Source organism: Komagataeibacter saccharivorans (genome assembly GCF_003207825.1).
Lineage (GTDB): Bacteria > Pseudomonadota > Alphaproteobacteria > Acetobacterales > Acetobacteraceae > Komagataeibacter > Komagataeibacter saccharivorans.
The window spans coordinates 60640-81675 of the sequence record NZ_NKTY01000006.1 but is presented as its reverse complement, the minus strand read 5'-3'; the positions used below and the strand labels follow the sequence as shown (position 1 = coordinate 81675).

At 61.4% G+C, this 21036-nt stretch carries 15 protein-coding genes; 7 read left to right on the top strand and 8 right to left on the bottom strand.

Annotation, left to right across the window (positions count from 1 at the left end; all coding sequences use genetic code 11):
* Window positions 1-2: 2 nt before the first annotated feature.
* The 4 genes from CFR79_RS05730 to CFR79_RS05715 are packed head-to-tail and all read left to right on the top strand — an operon-like array spanning window position 3 to window position 3503.
* Window positions 3-299, top strand: a complete 297-nt coding sequence (locus CFR79_RS05730) for a putative quinol monooxygenase (RefSeq protein ID WP_110547209.1) — start codon at window positions 3-5, stop codon at window positions 297-299.
* Complete coding sequence (locus CFR79_RS05725; protein WP_110547208.1) at window positions 274-1461, top strand: arabinose transporter; 1188 nt, start codon at window positions 274-276, stop codon at window positions 1459-1461. Before CFR79_RS05730 ends, CFR79_RS05725 begins: the two co-directional genes overlap by 26 nt.
* 1 nt (window position 1462) lies before the next feature.
* Window positions 1463-2692, top strand: a complete 1230-nt coding sequence (locus CFR79_RS05720) for a Tm-1-like ATP-binding domain-containing protein (RefSeq protein ID WP_181417364.1) — start codon at window positions 1463-1465, stop codon at window positions 2690-2692.
* Window positions 2673-3503 (top strand): phosphoenolpyruvate hydrolase family protein, encoded by an 831-nt coding sequence (locus CFR79_RS05715; RefSeq protein ID WP_102324354.1) that lies wholly within the window; start codon window positions 2673-2675, stop codon window positions 3501-3503. The genes CFR79_RS05720 and CFR79_RS05715 overlap by 20 nt, the downstream gene beginning before the upstream one ends.
* A gap of 226 nt (window positions 3504-3729) precedes the next feature.
* On the opposite strand, the gene CFR79_RS05710 is transcribed toward CFR79_RS05715, so the two are convergent.
* Window positions 3730-4500 (bottom strand): glucose 1-dehydrogenase, encoded by a 771-nt coding sequence (locus CFR79_RS05710; RefSeq protein WP_110547206.1) that lies wholly within the window; start codon window positions 4498-4500, stop codon window positions 3730-3732.
* 741 nt (window positions 4501-5241) lie between these two features.
* Here CFR79_RS05710 and CFR79_RS05705 point away from each other — a divergent pair.
* Window positions 5242-5934, top strand: a complete 693-nt coding sequence (locus CFR79_RS05705) for a GntR family transcriptional regulator (protein WP_102324796.1) — start codon at window positions 5242-5244, stop codon at window positions 5932-5934.
* A gap of 140 nt (window positions 5935-6074) precedes the next feature.
* Entirely contained in the window at window positions 6075-9725 is a 3651-nt protein-coding gene (gene putA, locus CFR79_RS05700; protein WP_110547205.1) for a bifunctional proline dehydrogenase/L-glutamate gamma-semialdehyde dehydrogenase PutA, read from the top strand.
* A gap of 291 nt (window positions 9726-10016) precedes the next feature.
* Here the strand turns inward: putA and CFR79_RS05695 are convergent, their stop codons facing one another.
* The gene (locus CFR79_RS05695) at window positions 10017-11495 is read right to left on the bottom strand and encodes a mannose-1-phosphate guanylyltransferase/mannose-6-phosphate isomerase (RefSeq protein ID WP_110547204.1); all 1479 of its coding nucleotides are present in this window, start codon (window positions 11493-11495) and stop codon (window positions 10017-10019) included.
* Window positions 11496-11810: 315 nt separating this feature from the next.
* On the opposite strand from CFR79_RS05695, the gene CFR79_RS05690 reads away from it, so the two are divergent.
* Entirely contained in the window at window positions 11811-13142 is a 1332-nt protein-coding gene (locus CFR79_RS05690; protein ID WP_110547203.1) for a UDP-glucose dehydrogenase family protein, read from the top strand.
* Window positions 13143-13182: 40 nt separating this feature from the next.
* Here the strand turns inward: CFR79_RS05690 and CFR79_RS05685 are convergent, their stop codons facing one another.
* The 6 genes from CFR79_RS05685 to CFR79_RS05660 all read right to left on the bottom strand — a co-directional run bounded on the left by CFR79_RS05685 (window position 13183) and on the right by CFR79_RS05660 (window position 20992).
* Window positions 13183-14583, bottom strand: coding sequence for a sugar porter family MFS transporter (locus CFR79_RS05685; RefSeq protein WP_110547202.1), 1401 nt, complete (start codon window positions 14581-14583; stop codon window positions 13183-13185).
* Window positions 14584-14597: 14 nt separating this feature from the next.
* On the bottom strand, window positions 14598-15746 hold the full coding sequence (locus CFR79_RS05680; RefSeq protein ID WP_110547201.1) for an L-dopachrome tautomerase-related protein: 1149 nt from the start codon (window positions 15744-15746) through the stop codon (window positions 14598-14600).
* Between the two features lie 143 nt (window positions 15747-15889).
* Window positions 15890-17359, bottom strand: coding sequence for a xylulokinase (gene xylB / locus CFR79_RS05675; RefSeq protein ID WP_110547200.1), 1470 nt, complete (start codon window positions 17357-17359; stop codon window positions 15890-15892).
* A gap of 453 nt (window positions 17360-17812) precedes the next feature.
* Window positions 17813-18964, bottom strand: coding sequence for an acetoin dehydrogenase dihydrolipoyllysine-residue acetyltransferase subunit (locus CFR79_RS05670; protein WP_102324362.1), 1152 nt, complete (start codon window positions 18962-18964; stop codon window positions 17813-17815).
* A gap of 1 nt (window position 18965) precedes the next feature.
* A complete protein-coding gene (locus CFR79_RS05665; protein WP_102324363.1) occupies window positions 18966-19994 on the bottom strand; it encodes an alpha-ketoacid dehydrogenase subunit beta in 1029 nt (342 codons plus the stop codon).
* 32 nt (window positions 19995-20026) lie between these two features.
* The gene (locus CFR79_RS05660; protein ID WP_110547199.1) at window positions 20027-20992 is read right to left on the bottom strand and encodes a thiamine pyrophosphate-dependent dehydrogenase E1 component subunit alpha; all 966 of its coding nucleotides are present in this window, start codon (window positions 20990-20992) and stop codon (window positions 20027-20029) included.
* Window positions 20993-21036: the final 44 nt, after the last annotated feature.

Here is a 21036-nt window from a genome sequence, read left to right as displayed (position 1 = left end):
TCATGACCGAGCAGCCCATTACGGTTATTGCCACCTTCCATATCCGTCCCGAACACGAAAAAGCGGCTCTGGACGCCATCCAGTGCTGCGTTGCCGCATCGCGGCACGAACAGGCCAACCTGTCCTACCAGTGCCACCGCGATGTCAGTAACCCGAACATCTTCGTATTCGTGGAACGCTGGCGCAGTCCCGAATCCCTGGCGGCACACGAAACCACGCCCCATTTCCGCGCCATGGCGCAGGTATTCGAAACCGCATTGTCCGAGCCGCCGCATGTGCGCATCACCCGTGAAATCTGATCCCGCCCCCCTGCGCCTTCTGGGGCGGCTTGCGGTAGCGCTGTTCCTTTCCTACATGGCCGTGGCACTCCCGCTGGCGGCCATACCCGTATCGATCCTGCACTGGCCGGGTTACGGCAACGGGCTGGCGGGACTGGCCGTGGGGATTGCGTTCTTTTCCACCATCCTCAGCCGCAATCATGCCGGTGTCCTTGCGGATACGAAGGGCGGCCGCCCATGCATGCGCACGGGGCTTGCCCTTTATGTCGCGGCCAGCCTGATCTGCGCGCTTTCCGGTCTGACAGCCCTGCCTGAAGCAGCACGTTACATCATCCTGCTGGCCGGCCGCCTGCTGCTCGGGATTGGTGAAAGCCTGACCATCGTGGGCATGCTGGGCTGGGGGATCGGGCTTATGGGCCAGCAGCGCGCGGGCCGCGTGCTGGCATGGACGGGGGCAGCCATGTATGGCGCCTTCGCGGTGGGGGGACCGATCGGGCTGGTCGTGTACGAACACTGGGGCATCGGTGCGCTTATGGTGCTTTCGGCGGCACTGCCGCTGATTGGTCTGGGGCTGGTGCAGGATGTTCCGGCCTGCGTTCCCCATGCAGGCGCGCGGCCATCGTTCTGGCGCATTCTGGGCACGATCCGCTGGCAGGGCATCGCCGTCGCCCTTCAGGGGGTCGGGTTCGCAGCACTGGGGGCCTTCCTGCCGCTGCGTTTCATTCATGCGCACTGGTCCTATGCCGGGTTCGGGCTGACCTGTTTCGGGCTGGCTTTTGTTGCCGGGCGCTTCGCCTGCGGGCATCTGCCGGACCGGATTGGCGGGCTGAAGGTGGCCCTGTTCTCGCTTATGGTCGAAGCGGCGGGGCAGTATCTGCTGTGGTACGCGCCTACCCCCCTTATTGCCTTTGCTGGCGCAGTGCTGACGGGCGCGGGATGTTCCATGGTCTTTCCCTCCCTTGGGGTGGAGGTCGTGCATCGGGTTGACCCCCATATGCGTGGCGCGGCACTGGGCGGCTTTTCCGCGTTTCAGGATCTGGCCTATGGCGCGACGGGACCGCTGGCTGGACTGCTGGCAGACCGGTTCGGGTATGACATTGTCTTCCTGCTGGGCGGGCTGTGCGCCACGGGCGGCGTGGCGATCGTGCTGGCCCAGATAAGCGCACGCCGTACGGATGCGTGATATGGATTCCGGCTGCGTCTATATCCTTGGCACCTGCGATACCAAGCATGCCGAACTGGACTATATCGCACGACTTCTGCGCGAAAGTGACGTGATACCCCGCATTGTCGATATCAGCACACGCGAGCACGCTGCCCCTGCTGATGTCAGCGCCCGGACCGTTGCAGGCTTTCATCCCGGTGGGCAGAAAGCCGTTTTTACCGGCGATCGCGGGCGTTCCATCGGGGCCATGGCGGAGGCGCTGCGCCTCTACCTTGGCGCGCGCACGGATATGCTGGGGGTGATCGCGATTGGCGGGTCCGGTGGTACGGCGCTGGTTGCGCCTGCCATGCAGGCACTCCCGCTCGGCCTACCCAAACTGATCGTCTCGACCATCGCATCGGGCAATACCGCGCCCTATGTGGGCGGGACGGATATTGCGATGCTGTATTCCGTAACGGATATGGAAGGGCTGAACCGCCTGTCACGCATCATCCTGTGCAATGCCGCGCATGCCATGGTCGGGATGGTGCGCATGAAGTGCGTGCCACAGCCAGATCCCCGCCCAGCCATCGGGCTGACCATGTTTGGCGTGACCACACCCTGCGTTGACCGGATCGTGCATCAATTGTCGCCGCAGTTTGACTGTCTGGTCTTTCACGCCACGGGCACGGGTGGTCGCGCCATGGAACGGCTGGCGGATGAAGGGATGATCCGTGGTTTTATGGATGTAACCCTGACCGAATACTGCGATCTGATCGCCGGTGGTATTTTCCCGTGCGATACGGACCGACTTGGCGCGGTCATCCGTACGAAGCGGCCCTATATCGGCAGTTGTGGCGGGCTGGACATGGTCAATTTCGGTGCACGGGCCACAGTGCCCGAATGTTACCGCGGGCGCATATTTGTCGAACATAATCCCCAGATCACCCTTATGCGCACAAATGCGGACGAATGCGCCGCAATGGGCCGGATGATCGGCCAGCAACTGAACCAGTGCATGGGAGAGGTCCGCTTTTTCTACCCCGAAGGCGGGTTTTCCATACTCGACCGTCCCGGCGCGCCCTTTTACGACCCAGAAGCCGATGAGGCTTTTTATGCCGCACTGGAGCACACCGTGCACCAGACCCCACAGCGCAGGCTGATCCGTCTTCCCCATGCGATCAACGACCCGGCCTTTGCCGACACGCTGGCGCATGCTTTTTCAGACATATTCAAGGAGAACCCAGATAATGCCCAGCATTCCCCGTAGTGAAATCCTGAAGAAATTCCGTGCCATGATTGCCGCACGCCAGCCCATTGTCGGCGGCGGTGCCGGGACCGGACTTTCCGCCAAATGCGAGGCCGCGGGCGGCATCGACCTGATCGTCATTTACAATTCCGGTCGCTACCGCATGGCGGGACGCGGTTCGCTGGCGGGCATTCTGGCCTATGGCAACGCCAACCAGATCGTTATGGAAATGGCGCGTGAGGTATTGCCGGTCGTGCCACATACCCCGGTACTTGCAGGCGTAAACGGCACCGATCCATTCGTGGATTTTGACGTGTTTCTGGACGATGTGAAGCGGGTGGGCTTTTCGGGCATCCAGAACTTTCCGACCGTTGGGCTGATTGACGGCAATTTCCGCAAGAACCTTGAAGAAACCGGAATGAGTTACAGCCTTGAGGTCGATGTCGTCGCCCGCGCCAACCGCAAGGACATGCTGACCACGCCTTACGTTTTCGATCCGGCGCAGGCGGTGGACATGGCAAAAGCGGGCGCGGATGTGCTGGTTGCCCATATGGGCCTGACCACGGGTGGCGCGATCGGGGCGGAAACGGCCTTCACGCTGGAAGATTCGATCGAACGGATCAACGCGATTACGGAAGCCGCGCGTGGCGTGCGCTCCGATATCATCATCCTTTGTCACGGCGGCCCGATCGCCATGCCCGCGGATGCGCAGAAAGTATTGTCAGCCTGCCCCGACTGTCATGGCTTCTACGGGGCATCGAGCATGGAGCGCCTGCCGGTTGAAACCGCCCTGACCGAACAGACCCGCAATTTCAAGGCAATGACGCGCTGATCGTCCTGCCTTCTTCACATTTTATGTTCCCGGTCACTGCTCCGACAGGATGGAGTGGCCGAAGGGACTCCTGGTCAGACAATTTGCTCCCGCACACCATTTGGCACCGGGTATTAGTATGCCGCAGGCTACCCCTTTCCATCGCAATGAAAGGAGCAGTCACACCGGGAACGTCACTGCCGAACGCCAGACGGAACGGCAAACCGGGGTCTGGCATGAACAGGGTTTACTGTGCCGTATAGCCGCCATCGATGACCAGTTCACTACCCGTCATGAACTTGGATTCATCGGATGCAAGGAACAGGATGCCATAGGCAATATCATCCGGTTCGCCCAGATGACCCAGCGGATGCAGGTCGATCAGTTTCTGCCGGGCTGCCACCTGATCGGGCGTGGCCGACGTGAAGCCCTGCACCATTGGTGTCCAGATATAGCCGGGATGGATGGAATTGACGCGGATCCTGTAACCCGCGCGCGCGCAGTGCAGCGCCGCCGATTTGGTAAACAGCCGCACGCCGCCCTTGCTGGCGTTATAGGCGGCAAGGGTCGGATCACCGATCAGCCCCTCGATGGAGGAAAGGTTGATGATGGAACCGGCGCCACGCGGCTTCATGGCTTCCACCGCATAACGGGTCCCCAGAAACACGCCGTCCAGATTGACCGACTGCACGCGCCGCCAGTCGGCCAGACTGGTTTCCTCGACCGAGCCATTATACAGGATACCGGCATTATTGACCGCGATATCCAGACCGCCGAACTTTGCGGTAATGGCTTCGATGGCTTTTTTCCAGTCCTCCTCCTGCGTGACATTCAGGGAAACGAACAGGGCCTCCCCCCCGGCGGCCTCGACCTCGGCCACGGCGGCATGCCCTTCTTCTTCCTTGAGGTCGGCGATAACGACCTTCGCACCTTCACGTGCCAGCAGCAGGGCCGTAGCCTTGCCAATACCAAGTGCGGCCCCTGTAACAAGCGCTACTTTTCCCGAGACGCGTCCCATGATGTTCTCCTGAATGAATATCCTTAAAATATAAGGATATTTCCGTAGGCGGTGCGAGAGGCTGGTCCTTCTCCCCTCCCCTGAACACGGAGTTGTGATGCTGTGTCAGCCCCTATCCCGCCGGTCGTGATATTGGCCTGCTTCTTACTTAAAGTATCGCCCACCGGTTAATGTCTTCGTTTACGGATTTCGTTTTTTCTTTGTTGGGTAAAGAGAAACTCACAAAATAACGGAAGCTTCGCCATGACACCCATTACAGCCACCAACCTGTTGTGGTCTGGTACATGGCCGGAAGCTCCTGCCGCAGACCGGCGCTGATGCCGACAGATAATAAACTGGCGCAAGCCCACCTGACACCGGGCCGTTCCATCCGATCCGACATTACCTGAGAAGTGCTGTCAGATTGGGCGGTACCAAAGCAAGCCGCCACCTGTTTTCCAGTCCATCATGCCAGAGTGACAGCGCACAGTTCGGTCATGCGGCCTCTCTTCAACAGAGTCATCATTCCCTTCTGGTGAAGCGGTTACCGACAGACGGCTGCGGCAAATCCTTTTGACGCTTTTCGCTGCATTCTATATAATATCTCTGCTTTCTTATATAATCCAGAGATGACTATTCAAACAACAGGTGGACAGTCTATTACACGCCGCGCCATCGACCACATGAACCCGTCACTTTCGGGTCCATGTTTTTCCTGACAGGGACGTGTTGATACAAACCCGCGCGAAAGGAAAAATGCGCATGCTGCCCTCTTCCATCTTTGAAACTGAAACCGGTCGTAAACGGGGGGCCGCATCCACAACCGTAGGAACCGCACTGCGCAACGCCATTCTGGGCGGCACGCTACCGGCGGGTCTGGCGCTGCCGCAATCAGAACTGGCTGAAGGGTTCGGGACCAGCATCATCCCCGTGCGTGAGGCGCTGAAACGGCTGGAAGCCGAAGGGCTGGTCACGTTCATGCCCAACCGGGGCGCCATGGTCACGGGCATGACGGAAGACGATATCATTGAATATTCCGAAATCCGTGCCTCGCTGGAAGAAATGGCCGCCCGCCATGCCGTAGGCCGCATGTCGCGCGTCGATCTGGCGCGGATCGAGGATGCTTACGAAGCCTTTGTAAACGGCACGAACGCCAACCCGACCCAGCACGGGCTGGGCGACCTGAACCGCGCCTTTCACAATGCGATCTATGCCGCGGCGCAGCGTCCGCGCCTGCTGGAAATGATTGATGACCTGCATGTGCGCCTGACCCGCTACATCCGCAGCCATCTTGAACTGGAAGGCCGCAAGGACCTGACGGATATCGAGCATGAAGCCATCATGCAGGCCTGCCGCAAGCGCGATGCGGAGGAAGTTGCCCGCCTGACCCGTCAGCATATCCTTGATGCTGCTGCCATTTCCGTGCGCGTGATCCGGGAGCGCAGGGAGGGCTAGAAACGCCCCGAAAGACCATCGACTCTACGCGATTTATGGGACTAAACGGCGCGCGAAACAGAATCGTATATTATCCTAGACAAATTATATCCTGTTGAGGCACTGTCTCCGGAACGCTGTTTCCTGGTGGAAGTACCCTCATGCTGCTTTTCAAAGATTTTGCTGGAAAAATCGCCGCCCCGTCACCGTTACGCCAACAGATAACCGAGGCGACCCGCCGGTCGGAGATCGAGTGCATCAATGCCCTGACCCCTGCCGCGACACTGAGCGACGCCGAAGCCCTGCGCACGACCAATCTCGCCACCACGCTGACGGAGGGGCTGCGCCGTAACCGCAATCCCGGCGGGGTCGAGGCGCTGGTGCAGGAATTCTCCCTTTCCTCCGCCGAGGGTGTGGCCCTCATGTGTCTGGCCGAAGCCCTGCTGCGTATTCCGGACAATGCGACACGCGATGCCCTGATCCGCGACAAGATCGGCACGGGTGACTGGCTGGCCCATATTTCCCGCGACCGCCCCCTTTTCACCAATGCCGCCGCATGGGGACTGCTGGTGACCGGTCGCCTGACCAGCCCCGGCGCACGGGAAAATGCGGGGCTGAGCGAGACGCTGCGCAAACTGGTGGCACGCAGTTCCGGTCCGCTGATCCGCAAGGCGGTGGATGTGGCCATGCGCCTTATGGGCGAACAGTTCGTGGTGGGCGAAACCATCGAATCCGCCCTGAAGAACAGCGAAAAGCTGGAAGAACAGGGCTTCCGCTATTCGTACGACATGCTGGGTGAAGCCGCGCTGACCGCGCATGATGCCGAACGCTACCGGCAGGATTACATCACCGCCATCCACGCCATCGGCAGGCGCGCGCGCGGCGCTGACGTCTATGAACGTCCCGGCATTTCCATCAAGCTGTCGGCCCTGCACCCCCGTTACAGCCGCGCGCAGCGTGACCGTGTCATGGCCGAACTGCTGCCCGTCGTTGTTGAACTGACGGTTCTGGCACGCCATTACGATATCGGCCTGAATATCGATGCGGAGGAAAGCGAGCGGCTGGAAATCTCGCTCGATCTGCTCGAAGCCCTGTGCCTTGAGCCCGCGCTGAAGGACTGGAACGGCATCGGCTTTGTCGTGCAGGCCTATGGTCGGCGCGCGCCCTTCGTTCTGGATTTCATTATCGATCTGGCCCGACGCACCGGACACCGCATCATGGTGCGACTGGTCAAGGGCGCCTACTGGGACAGTGAAATAAAGAAAGCCCAGATAGACGGGATGCCTGATTTCCCGGTCTATACGCGCAAGGTTCACACCGATATCAGCTACATTGCCTGCGCGCGCAAACTGCTGGGCGCGCGTGACGCCATCTTCCCGCAGTTCGCCACCCATAATGCCCGCTCCCTTGCCACCATTTACACGCTGGCGGGCGAGGACTTCCAAACCGGATCGTATGAATTCCAGTGCCTGCACGGCATGGGCGAACCGCTTTACAAGGAAGTTGTCGGCCCGCAGAAGCTGAACCGTCCCACGCGCATCTACGCCCCGGTCGGCACGCATGAGACATTGCTGGCATACCTTGTGCGCCGCCTGCTGGAAAACGGCGCGAACTCGTCCTTCGTCAACCAGATCGGGGATGAAAACATACCCGTCTCGCAACTGGTTGCCGACCCGATGACCATCGCCCGCAGTTACGTGCCCTATGGCGGCCCCAACCCCGCCATTGCCGCGCCGCCGGATATGTTCGCGCCCGAACGCCGCAACTCCGCCGGTCTGGACCTGACGGATGAAAATGCGCTGGCGGCCCTGGGCCGCGGGCTTGACGCCTCCCCCGCCGAATGGACAGCCACCCCGATGCTGGCCACCCCCGTCACACCGGGCACGCCGCACGATGTCACCAATCCCGCCGACCGGCGCGAGCGTGTCGGCCAGTGGACACCGGCGGATGCCACGGTCATTCCCGGCGTTATGGAAGATGCGGTCAGGGGGGCCGCGACATGGGCCGCGCAGCCGCCCGCCAGCCGCGCCGAAAAGCTGGAACGTGCCGCCGACCTTATGGAAGGGCGGCAGGACGCGCTGCTGGGCCTGATCGTGCGTGAAGCGGGCAAGTCCTTTCCCAACGCCCTTGCCGAAATCCGCGAGGCCGTGGACTTCCTGCGCTATTACGCCGCGCAGATCCGTGCGGACTTCGATAATGCCACCCATATCCCGCTAGGGCCGGTGGCGTGTATCAGCCCATGGAACTTCCCGCTGGCCATCTTTACGGGTCAGGTTGCGGCGGCACTGGCCGCCGGTAACAGCGTAATCGCCAAACCGGCGGAGGAAACGCCACTGGTCGCGGCACAGGCCGTTGCCATCCTGCACGAAGCCGGGGTGCCTGCTGACGCGCTGCAACTGCTGCCCGGTGCGGGAGATGTCGGTGCGGCACTGGTGCAGGCCGCACAGGTGGCGGGTGTCATGTTTACCGGTTCAACCACGGTGGCGCAGTCCATCAACCGCCAGCTTGTCAGCCGCCGCGGCCATACAGGACAGCCTGTACCGCTGGTTGCCGAAACCGGTGGCCAGAACGCAATGATCGTCGATTCCTCCGCCCTGGCGGAACAGGTGGTGGTGGATGTCATCGCCTCCGCCTTTGACAGCGCGGGGCAGCGCTGTTCGGCACTGCGCATCCTGTGCGTGCAGCATGAATGTGCCGATCACCTGCTGCGCATGCTGCGTGGGGCGATGCGTGAACTCAGCCTTGGCAACACCGCACGACTGGCGACCGATATCGGCCCCGTCATTACCACTGAAGCCGCGCAGGGCATCCAGACCCATATCCAGCGGCTGAAAGACCGGGGCGCGCCCGTCTATTCCCTGCCGCTGCCCGATGCCTGTGCCCATGGCAGCTTTGTCGCGCCAACCCTGATTGAAATTGATTCCATTTCCGATCTGGGGGCGGAGGTTTTTGGTCCGGTTCTGCATGTGCTGCGTTATCGCAGTCAGGAACTCGATACCGTCATCGATGCGATCAACGGGCTGGGATATGGCCTGACGGGTGGCGTGCATACCCGTATCGAAACTACCGTGCAGCAGGTCGCGCGCCGACTGGATGTAGGCAACCTGTATGTCAACCGCAATACGATCGGCGCTGTCGTTGGCGTGCAGCCCTTCGGCGGGCGGGGCCTGTCAGGCACAGGGCCCAAGGCCGGGGGACCGCTGATCCTGCGCCGCCTGCTGGCCGCATTCCCGCTGCGCGATGGCCTGTCGTGCATGAACGGAGGAACAACGCCCGCCATCATGGAACGGTGGCATGCATGGCTGATGGGTAACGGGTACAGCCATATTGGCCATCGGGTTGCGGAAATGGCTAAAAAACCGCTCCCCGGCGCACATATGACCATGCCCGGCCCGGTAGGCGAGGAAAACGTCTACAGCTTCAGGCCACGTGGCCATGTGCTGTGCGTGGGCGATGTGCGCGAGCATCTGGTGCTGCTGGCTTCGCTCGCCCTTTCATGCGGCAATACGGCGTTTGTATATGGGCCTGCCGAAGCAACCGCCTGGCTGGCGGAACTTCCCCCGGAACTGGCGCCGCATATCCGCAAGGTCAGCGACCTTCAGGAACTGGCCTGCCCGGTGGTGATGTCAGTGCAGGATGATGCGCTATTCCGCCACGTAACCGAAACGCTGGCCAAGGGGAGCGGCATGATAGCATCCACCTTCCTGATTGACCCGGACATCCTGCACCGGGAGTTCCTGATCGAGGAACACAGCACCAGCACCAACACGGCTGCGGCAGGCGGCAACGCCACCCTGATGGCAATCGGCTAAAGCCTGCCCCGTTATGGGCGGGAAATTTTCCCCGCCCATAACGGTTTTCCCCATCCGGGCATGACAGGACGAAACAGTGCCGCAACTGGACAGGCCAGTCTGTCCTGCCCGATCACACAGCCTGACCAGCACCGGCATCACGCAATCATGCGGCATGGGACCGGTTCTGACAGAAGCCTGTCCCAAAACATGGACAGGACCGCATGATCCATGCGCGGGGACGTAAACGAGATAATAATTCCCTATCCGTCACCAGCAACATTCCGTCACACTGCCACCGCACAACTGTTTTTACTGGCGACCGTAAGTATCCTCGAACCGCACGATATCATCTTCCCCCAGATAGGGACCGGACTGAACCTCGATCAATGCAAGGGGGATGCGACCGGGATTTTCCAGCCTGTGTATGCAGCCCAGTGGCAGGTACACGCTCTCGTTTTCCTGCAACATCAGTTTTTCATCATTGCGTGTGACGATGGCGGTGCCACTGACCACAACCCAGTGCTCCGCACGGTGGAAATGCTTCTGGAGCGAGAGCTTCTGCCCCGGATGCACCACGATCCGCTTGACCTGAAACCGTTCGCCCTGAATCAGCCCCTCATAAAATCCCCAGGGGCGGTAGCAGCGGTTGTGAATTTCCGCTTCGGCCCGATTTGCGATTTTAAGCCGGGCGACAAGGGCCGATACATCCTGTGCATAATCACGATGGATCGCCAGAACCGCATCCGTCGTCACGACCAGCACGACATCCGTAAGCCCCGCCACGGCCGTCAACCTGCCTTCGCTGCGCACATAGCAGTTGTGGGACTGTTCCAGAACCACATCGCCCACCGTGACATTCCCCTGCGCATCCTTGTCCCCAAGTTCCCACAGGGCATTCCAGTTCCCGACATCGGACCACCCCAGATCGGCAGGTATGACAACGGCCCGGTCCGTATGTTCCATGACTGCGTAATCAATGCTGACATTGGGGCATTGCAGGAAGGATGCCGTCTCCAGACGCCGGAATGTCAGATCGCGTTCGCTATTGGCCAGCGCGCTGCGCACTGTATCGAGCACCTGTGGCGCATGTTTTTCCAGTTCGGACAGCATGACCGATGCAGGGGCCAGGAACATGCCTGAATTCCACAAATACCCCCCTTCATGCAGCATTTCCGTCGCCCGCAGCCGGTCAGGCTTTTCAGTAAAGCGTGCGACGTGAAACACGCCGTCTTCCACCCTGTCGGGATGAAGCGGCACCCCGGTGCGGATATAGCCATAGCCTGTTTCCGGCACATCGGGCTTCATGCCGAAGGTTACGATGTAGCCTTCCCGCGCGACACTGGCGGCCTTTTCCAAAATGGCAGGCAGGCGGTCAGGATAACGGAAGGCGGCATCGGCGGCCATGATCCACAAAAGGGTATCGGGATCACTTTCCCCCGCTAGCAGGGCTGCTGCCGCAACGGCGGCGGCGGTATTGCGGGCGACGGGTTCAAGGATGATGCGCCCGTCCTCGCACCCGTTTTCACGCAACTGTTCCGCCACCAGAAAGCGGTGCGCCTGATTGCAGACCACAATGGGGGCAACGAAGGCATCGCCCGTGGCGCGTTGCAGCGTTTCACCAATCATGGTCTGTCTGGATGCCAGCGCCCAGAACTGCTTGGGGTGACTGGCGCGGGAGACGGGCCAGAGCCGTGTGCCTGTCCCGCCCGACAGGATGACGGGGGTAATGGTCCGGCTGTTGTGTTCGGGTGGGGGTACGGTTACATCCGCTGCGGTCATAAATGTCATTGATCGTTACTCCGTCCTGCGTGCTTCATGCTGTCCATGTCCGACGCTTCGGAAAGGAGACGGAACCGATCATGCCGGACATTCATATTGCGCAACGCAAGCAGGAGAAATTTCTTTGCCTCGAATAACGCGCCCGGACACATTTTTTTCCTGATTGCTGGCCAGTGTCGTACTGGCGTGACACCTGCGGGGCCGGCAGCCCCCGTTTCCCTATTACTTTTTGTTTCCTTCAGACTGCTTTGAAATTGCTAGATGCGATCCAGTTCGGGGCAACGGGTTCCGGGCGGAACGATGGAGGTCCAGTTGCGAATTGCTATGATCGGTGGGGGCTATGTTGGACTGGTCTCCGGTACGTGTTTCGCCGAATTCGGCACGGATGTCGCCATTGTTGAAACCAACCCCGATCGCCTGTCCGCCCTGCGCGAAGGGCGTATTCCAATCTACGAACCCGGCCTTGACCGTCTTGTCGCGGAAAACGTCACGGCGGGACGCCTGACCTTTGGCGATGACATGGCCGCCGCCATAAGGGGCGCGGATGCGGTGTTCCTGGCCGTAGGCACCCCTTCACGCCGGGGGGATGGGCAGGCCGACACCAGTTACGTCTATGCCGCGGTGGAACAGATTGCCCGCGTGGCGGAGGGCTATACGGTCATTGTCACCAAATCGACCGTGCCGGTGGGCACCGGGCGCGAGATTGCGCGCATAGTCCGCGCGACACGCCCCGATCTGGATTTTGATGTTGCATCCAATCCCGAATTCCTGCGCGAAGGGAACGCGATTGCGGATTTCATGCGCCCCGATCGCGTCATTATCGGCACCGATCAGTCCAAGTCCGGTGGCACGCAACGCGCGCAGGATATCCTGCGCAAGCTTTACCGCCCGCTCTACCTGCTGGAAACGCCCATGGTGTTTACCGGGCTGGAAACGGCGGAACTGATCAAATATTCGGCCAATTCCTTCCTTGCGATGAAGATTACCTTCATCAACGAAATCGCTGACCTGTGCGAGAAGGTCGGCGCGGATGTCATCGACGTTGCGCGTTCCATCGGGCTGGACGGGCGCATCGGCAAGAAATTCCTGCATCCCAGCCCCGGCTTTGGCGGCTCATGCTTCCCCAAGGATACGCGCGCGCTAACTGCCATCGGGCGCAATGCAGGCTCCCCCGTGCGGCTGATCGAGACGACCGTGGCCGTGAATGAGGCGCGCATGCAGGCCATGGCGCAGCGGATCATCGCCTTTGCCGGGGGAGATGTCAGCGGCCTTACGATCGGCGTGCTGGGACTGACCTTCAAGCCGGAAACGGATGACATGCGCGAAGCCGCATCCATCACCATCCTCGACCAGCTTGACCGGGCGGGCGCCCATATCCGCGCGTTCGACCCCGCAGGCATGCAGACGGCCCGTACGGTCCTGCCGCAATCCGTTATCTATTGCAGCGATGCGGTGGAAGTGGCGGAGGGGGCCGATATCGTGGTCGTGCTGACGGAATGGAACGAATTCCGCTCCCTTTCCCCCTACAAGCTGAAAAACCGGATGAAGGGCCGCAAGATTGCAGACCTGCGCAATATCTGGGACCCGCAGGCCATCAGGGAAGCTGGCTTCGACTATATCTCCCTCGGGCGGCCCGATACCGGGCGGCAGCCGTAATGTAACCAGCGCGACAGGCGCGGTAAACGCGCCTGTCGCCCTATGCCTCCACAGGTCCGGCAGTGCCGCCACTGTCGGGCAGATCGTAAAAGGTGCCGCCCTTCAGCGCGGTCTCGATCTGCTCGAGCGAATGGCCGCGCGTTTCGGGCACGTAGCGCAGGACGAATACGAAGGCGGCCAGATTGATGGCGGCATACATCCAGAACGTGCCCGCCGCCCCCAGCGCCTGCACCAGTGACAGCGTGGTAAGGGAAATGAGCAGATCCGCCGTCCAGTGCGTCGCGGCCACAAGGCTCATCCCCTTGCTGCGGCACGACAGGGGATAGACCTCCGCGCCGACAAGCCAGATGGCCACTGACAGGCTACCGACATTGAATATGGCGTAGCACACGACCGCCGCCGCCGTAATCCAGGTATTGATGCCCTGCGTGGAGCCGATGGCAAACATCGTCCCCAGCACCATGAGCGAGATGACAGCCCCCGGTATAAGCCGTAGCAGCAGCCTGCGCCGCCCCCACGCATCCACCGCCCAGCTACCGAAGGCAGTGGAGACGACCATGGCGACGCCAATGGCGATGGACGTGAGCAGCGCCGTATTCTGGCCAAAGCCCACGCCCGCGAAAATGGTGGGTGCGTAATACAGCACGGCATTGATGCCGCTGATCTGGCAGAACAGCGCCACCCCCACCGATGCCACCACCGCAGGCCGCACCCATGGCTGCGCAAGGGCTGACCACGGGGCCTGCTCATCATGCATGGCGATGATGGTATCGAGTTCCCGGCGCGCGGCCTGCGGGTCGCGCCGCAGGCGTTGCAGGACCTCGAACGCGCTTTCCAGATTGCCCTTCATGGCAAGCCAGCGCGGACTGCGCGGCAGGACGGACATGCCCACAAACAGGATTACCGCCGGTATGATGCCAAGGCCGAACATGAGCCGCCATGACTGGTTGCGGCACAGATACCCCGCGATGAAGGAGGCCAGAATGCCGGATACGACAGCAAGCTGGAACAGGACCACCATCTGGCCGCGTTTTTCACGCGGGGCGATTTCGGCAATATAGACTGGCACGATCTGCGAACACATGCCCACCGCCAGCCCGAGGATGAAGCGCGCGCAGACCAGAACCGCCGCCCCCGGCGAGAGGGCGGCGACCAGCGTGCCCACGATAAACACCAGTGCTGCAAACATGATCATGTAGCGCCGCCCCAGCCGGTCCGACAGCGGGGCCGCGACAAGACACCCCCCCAGCGCCCCCGCCACGATGGCGGATGTCACGACCTGCTGGCCCAGCGTGCCCAACGCAAAATCAGGCGTGATCTGAAGCAGGGCGGCGGAGATGATGCCCGTATCATACCCGAACAGCAGACCACCCGTCGCCGCGACGCCCGCGATCAGATTTACAATACCGGAACCGGAAACCGTCTGCCTGTCCTGCGCCATCAATCCATGTTCTTTCAGTTTGCCGATACGGGCTGTTTCAGGGGAATACGCACGACCAGCCACGGGCGTTCCTGCATGTCGTGGCCATCGTGGAATACGGGCAGTCGGCCCCACTGGCCTACGGTCAGCCACAGGGCATTGTCCTTTATGGTCAGCCCGTCGGGCGCAATCAGGCGCGGGTCGTGTGCGATAACGGACAGATCGCCATTCGCCGCGCGACGCAGCACCGCATGGCGTTCGATATCCGTCAGGTACAAGCTGTTATCCGGCCCGGTGGCCATGCCATCGACCACGGAATCTTCCCCTTCATCACGCACCGCATGTTCCAGTTGCGTGGCGGATACGGCCGGATCGGCCAGCATGGCGGTGGGCGCGCTGTACAGCCTGCGGCTGGACAGGGGCTGCCAGTACAGCGTACGTGAATCCGTACTCAACGCCACGCCGTCGATACCCCCCTGTCCCATGGCCGGATGCGCCATGTCGTAGCGGATCATGTGTCCGTCCAGTTCCATGGCGAAACCCGTCTCGGCACGGGTCGAAGGGGCATTTTCCAGCACGCGCCGCGCATAGCCGGTCGCCAGATCGATTACGATGATCGCGGGATGGTCCATAAGCGAGGTATCGCTGACATAGGCCGTGCCCTGCGGGCCATGCGTCATGTCCACGCGCACGTCATTGACATGGCTGTCCGCTCGCGTTGCACCACTGCCCAGCGGGATCGTGGCCACAATCTGCCCCGTGCGGCCATCCAGCCCGATCAGCGTGGGCGCGGGCGGCTGTTTCTGCCCCGCCACCGTGCCTTCGTCCACAATCCACAACCGGCCTGTCGCATCCACTGTCATGCCGAGGGGGGAGACGAAATGCGCCTGGGCCGCCGCATCGGGAAAGGGGACGGCCTTACCATCACGCAGCACACCCAGACGCGGGCCCTTATGATCAGCCGCACTACGTGGAAAGGACAGCACGATCCGCCCGTCAGGCAGGGTGGCGATGCCCGATGGCTGCATATCGGCAAAACGCGCGACAACGGTGATATTGCCCGATGGCGCCGCCCCATGGTCCACACTGTCCGCCGCGTAAGCACCCACGGGGGCCAGAAGCGCCAGCATGGCGGCAATCCGGAACCGCCGCTGAAAACCCTTGGGGAAGAAGTCTTTTCTCATGATGTCATACCTGTTTACGTATTCCTGCCCATAAGGTTTTCCATGATCAGGGCGGCCATGCCAGTGTTTAGCCGGGCGATGGATGGTGAAGGATGCGTTTCCATCGTTCCCCTACCGTGACATCTTGCCAGCAATATGACGGTTCAGGCCGTGCGGACCGTCATGGCCGAACGGATGCAGGGGTAGAGCGCACGGTAGCGCGCAAGTGCGCGCGCATACGCCCCCGCAAGATCGGCATCGGGATGTAAGGTTTCCTTGCGCTGCTGTGGCAGGCATACGGCTTCCACCGCTTCGCCCGTTACGGCGATCCGCGCGAGACGGGCCGCGCCAAAGGCGCCGCCCTGTTCCCCATGCGCCAGCCGGTGCAGTGACAGACCGGTCACGCTGGCCAGAATGGAGACCCATGTCCTGCTGCCCGACCCGCCGCCGATCACATCGGCTTCGTGCAGGACCGACCCGGCATCGGCCAGCACGTCCACGACATCCCGGAACGAGAACGCAACCCCTTCCAGCACAGCCTGTGTCATGTCGGCGCGCGTGGTGCCATGGGACAGACCCGCAAAAATACCCCGAATGTCGCCATCGTTGTGCGGCGTACGTTCCCCGGACAGATAGGGCAGGAAAATGACGGGGGACGGACGGGTAATCCGATCCGGCAGTTCAGCCAGAAGCGCGGCTTCCCCCATGCCGGTGGTCCGCGCCCACCACGCCAGCGAGGACGCGGCGGAAAGCGTGACGCCCATCTGATGCCACATATCCGGCACGGCATGGCAGAAAGCGTGGATGCCGCCTTGCGGATGCGGACGGAAACGGTCCGTCGTCACCCATGCCACACCGGAGGTCCCCAGCGACAGGAAGGACGAACCGGCACGCACAGCCCCCAGTCCCACCGCACCGGCGGCATTGTCCCCCGCACTTCCCGCCAGAACGGGGCGGGTAGTCATGCCCCACCGTCGCGCCAGTCCGGCATCCAGCACGCCTGCGCGCGCCGTGCCTTCAACCAGCGCGGGCATGGCGTCGCGCGTAAGATCGGTCGCGACCAGCGCCCCATCCGACCAGCAGCGGTTGCCGACATCGAGCCACAGGGAACCCGATGCGTCGGACATGTCCTCGATCATCTCGCCGGTCATGCGGTAACGCAGCCATGCCTTGGGCAGCAGGACGTGCCGGGTGGCGACGAAGATATCGGGCTCGTTCTGCGCCACCCATATCAGTTTAGGGGCTGTAAAGCCGGGCATGGCCATGTTTCCGCAGACCTGTCTGGACTGCGCAAACCGGTGTTCGAACGTGGCGCATTGCGCTGCCGCACGCACATCGTTCCACAGGATGCACGGACGCAGCACATTACCGTCACGCCCCAGCAGAACGGCCCCATGCTGTTGACCGGACAGGCCAATACCCTTTACCGCCGCCATTTCGCGCGGACAGGAGGCGGCAAGGGCATCCATTGCCGCCAGCAGGGCAGTCCACCAGTCCTCCGGCGCCTGTTCATTCCAGCCGGGATGGGGGGATGAGACACGTAACGGATGCGTATGGCTGCCTTTAACCTGCTGGTCGCCATCGACCAGAACAGCTTTCAGGGCAGAAGTACCCAGATCAATTCCGACAAACATTATTATTCCCGTGCCTTAACTGGCATGCCAGCGTAGCTATTATTGTTTTGCCGCGTCTTTATGCCGAGCAGTGAAGGCATAGGACCTGACGCATGGCCAGTCCGGCGCGCGCACCTTGTAGTGAGGTGAAGCGCCGGAAATTTCTTCTCGACAGCACATGCAACGCATGGTGATGGGACAGTAAAAGGACTTCCATGCACAAAACAACGCCACCCAGCGGGATGGGTTAAACTATCCATCCGGTAAAAAACATTTTATTGCCCAATCATGACTTAATATATCAGGACCAATACGCTCCATCGGGAACCGGCATGAGTGTCTGCTGACCATGGCGGCACATAAGATTTACGTCTCCGCGCTACACGCAAAAAGACATGGTCCCAACAGAAAAGGGAGAGGCCACGCCCCTCCCCCTCATCTGGTATGGTTGAAGTAATGAAGGCTTCCCGCCCCTTACGATGCGGTCTTTTCCAGACTGGCATCCTTCATACATGTCGTGACCAGTCCGTTAAGTGTATCCGCGGCTTCCAACTGCGGCATATGCCCGATATCGGGCAGGATGTGGCGCACGATACCGGCGGGCAGTCCCTCCGACTGGGCTACAGGCAGGATTTCGTCTTCCTGACCCCATACAAGCGTTACCGGAATCCTTGTGGCCTCCAGAACCGGTCGCAGGTCATCACCCTGCCTGCCATTGGGGAAGCAGGCGGCCGAGACCTTGCGCAGGGCTGCTTCCGCACCATCAAGGCGCTTGTAGCGCAGCACATCATCCGCCATGCGGCGGCCGATCAGGGTCTTGTCATGCACAAGGTATTTCAGCACGTCCTGCAGGGTGCGGACACGATCAGCCTCGATAAAGCCCGTGATGAAATCCATGTTGATCTGCGGCCCCAGACCGGCGGGTGCGATCAGGGTAAGCGAGGCAACGCTTTGCGGTGCGACATGCGCCAGTGTCAGCGCAATGCCACCGCCGAGGGAATGCCCCATCACATGCACGCGCGTCAGCCCGAGTTCGGCCAGCAACTGGACCGTGACCTCCGCAAAAAAGGCCAGCGTGCCCGGTCCCACATCCTTTGATGACCCACCATGCCCCGGCAGGTCGAAGGCGATGACCCGCCGCCCCTGCGCCAGTGCTGCCTGATTGAGCATCCAGTTCTTCAGGTCGCCGCCAAAACCGTGGATCAGCAGGAGGGGTATTTCATCCCCCTCCCCCCGGTCATGCACGCGCAGGGTATGGCCGCCCACGGTCAGCGTGGTGGGTTCATCCGTCTTCGCATCCGCGCCCTGATCGGTCGAGGACGCAGCGAAATCCGCCTGAAAACGGGTGATGAACGCATCAATATCCGCGTCTGTTACCGCCGCATCCGCCACGACACCGATCAGCGCGCCAACGGGCAGCATCTCGCCATTGCTGGCGACCTGCCGCCGCAGCCTGCCGGTCACGGGGCTTTCGAAGGTATTGGTGATCTTGCTGGTTTCGATATCAACCAGTTCATCGCCGGTCTTTATGTCCGAATCAGGGGAAACCATCCAACCGGCAATCTTGCCCTCCGTCATGGCAAGGCCGAATTTGGGCATGGTAATGGGGGTGATGTCCTGCGTCATGTCAGACTTTCTCCACTACACGATGTTTCATGGTGGCGGTCACCGCCGCCTCGATCTTTTCCACACTGGGCAGGTACAGCGTTTCCAGCACGGTGGCGAAGGGGACCGGCGTATGCGGCGGTACCACGCGGCGGATGGGCGCGCGCAGGGTATCGAATGCCTCTTCCGCCACCAAGGCTGCAATATCGGTCGCCATGTTGCAGCGCGGGCTGGATTCATCAACGATAACCAGACGCCCCGTCTCCGCCACTGATTCCAGTATTGTTTCACCATCCAGCGGCGATGTGGTGCGCGGGTCGATGACCGTACAGCTTATGCCCTTTTTTTCCAGCCGGTCAGCGGCCTGATTGGCGTAGCCCACCATGCGGCCAAAGGCGACGATGGTGACATCGGTTCCCTCGCGCGTCAGGTTCGCCTCGCCCAGCGGGATGGTATAGGCCTCGTCCGGCACGTCCTCCTCATCGTCATACATCACCTTGTTTTCAAGGAAGATGACGGGATCATCGTCCCGGATGGCTGAAATCAGCAGGCCCTTGGCCTCATAAGGGGAGGACGGGATCACCACCTTCAGCCCCGGAATATGGGTAAATAGGGGGTACAGCGCCTGACTGTGCTGGGCGGCGGCATTGAAACCCGCGCCGTACATGGCGCGGATGACAAGCGGGGTGCGCGCCTTGCCGCCAAACATGTACCGGAACTTGGCGGCCTGGTTCATGATCTGGTCAAGGCAGCAGCCGACAAAATCGACAAACATCAGTTCCGCCACCGGGCGCAGGCCGGTTACGGCGGCCCCGGCGGCGGCACCGATATAGGATGCCTCGGTAATCGGGGTGTCGAGCACGCGGCTGTCCCCGAACTCTTCCAGCAGTCCCCTGGTCACGCCCAGCACGCCGCCCCACGCATCCTTTATGCCGGCGGACCCGCCCCGGCCACCAGCCACGTCCTCGCCCATCAGGACCACTGTCGGGTCACGACGCATTTCCTGCCGCAGGGCCTCGTTAATGGCCTGACGAAAGCTTTTTTTGCTCATTATGTGTTTCTTTCGTAGCTGGAGGGACCGGATCAGTACCGCACGTACACATCGGCCAGCAGGTCGGGCGACTGCGGCAGCGGATCGCTTTTGGCTTTCCTTACGGCGGCCTCGATCTCGTCTGCGACGGCTGTATCGATTTCATCAAGTGCGCTGACCTCGAACAGGGCCGCCTCCGTCACGCGCTGGCGGAACAGTTTCAGACAGTCATGGTCGCGTCGGGCCTCGGCCACTTCATCTGGTGCGCGATAGGTCATCGCATCGCCTTCAAAATGACCATACCAGCGGGCCAGGTGGACATGCAGCATGACCGGCCCGTTCCCGCCGCGCGCATGGGCGATGGCCTCCCCCGCGGCCTGATGGACGGCAAAATAGTCCGAACCATCACACTCCATATACGGCATGCCAAAAGCCGCCGCCCGCGCCTGCTGGGTGCCCGCGCAGGCATAGGAAGCACCCGTCGCCTCCCCGTAGCCATTGTCTTCCACCACGAATACGGCTGGCAGTTTCCACACCGTAGCCAGATTGAGGCTTTCGAGGGTCGATCCTTCGTTGGATGCGCCATCACCATAAAATGCGACCGCCACCCCGCCATTGCGCAGGGTCTTGTGCGACAGGGCGGCCCCGCAGATCAGCGGCGGTCCACCCCCCACGATCCCGTTTGCCCCCAGCATGCCGCAGGTCAGGTCGGCAATATGCATCGACCCGCCCTTGCCCCGGCATACGCCGGTGCTGCGACCATAAATTTCGGCCATCATGCCGCTGACTTCAACACCCTTGGCTATGCAGTGGCCATGGCCGCGATGGGTGCTGGCGATGGTGTCCTTATCCGTCAGATTGGCGCACACGCCCACGGCGGAGGCTTCCTCACCACAATACAGGTGCACGAAGCCGGGAATTTCGCCGGTTGCGAATTCTACATGCAGGCGCTCTTCAAACATGCGGATCGTGCGCATGGCCCGGTAGGAGCGCAGCAGCGTTTCACGCGCTATTTGCATGGGTATTTCCCTTGTTCTTTTCAGGACCCGCCAGACAGGAACGC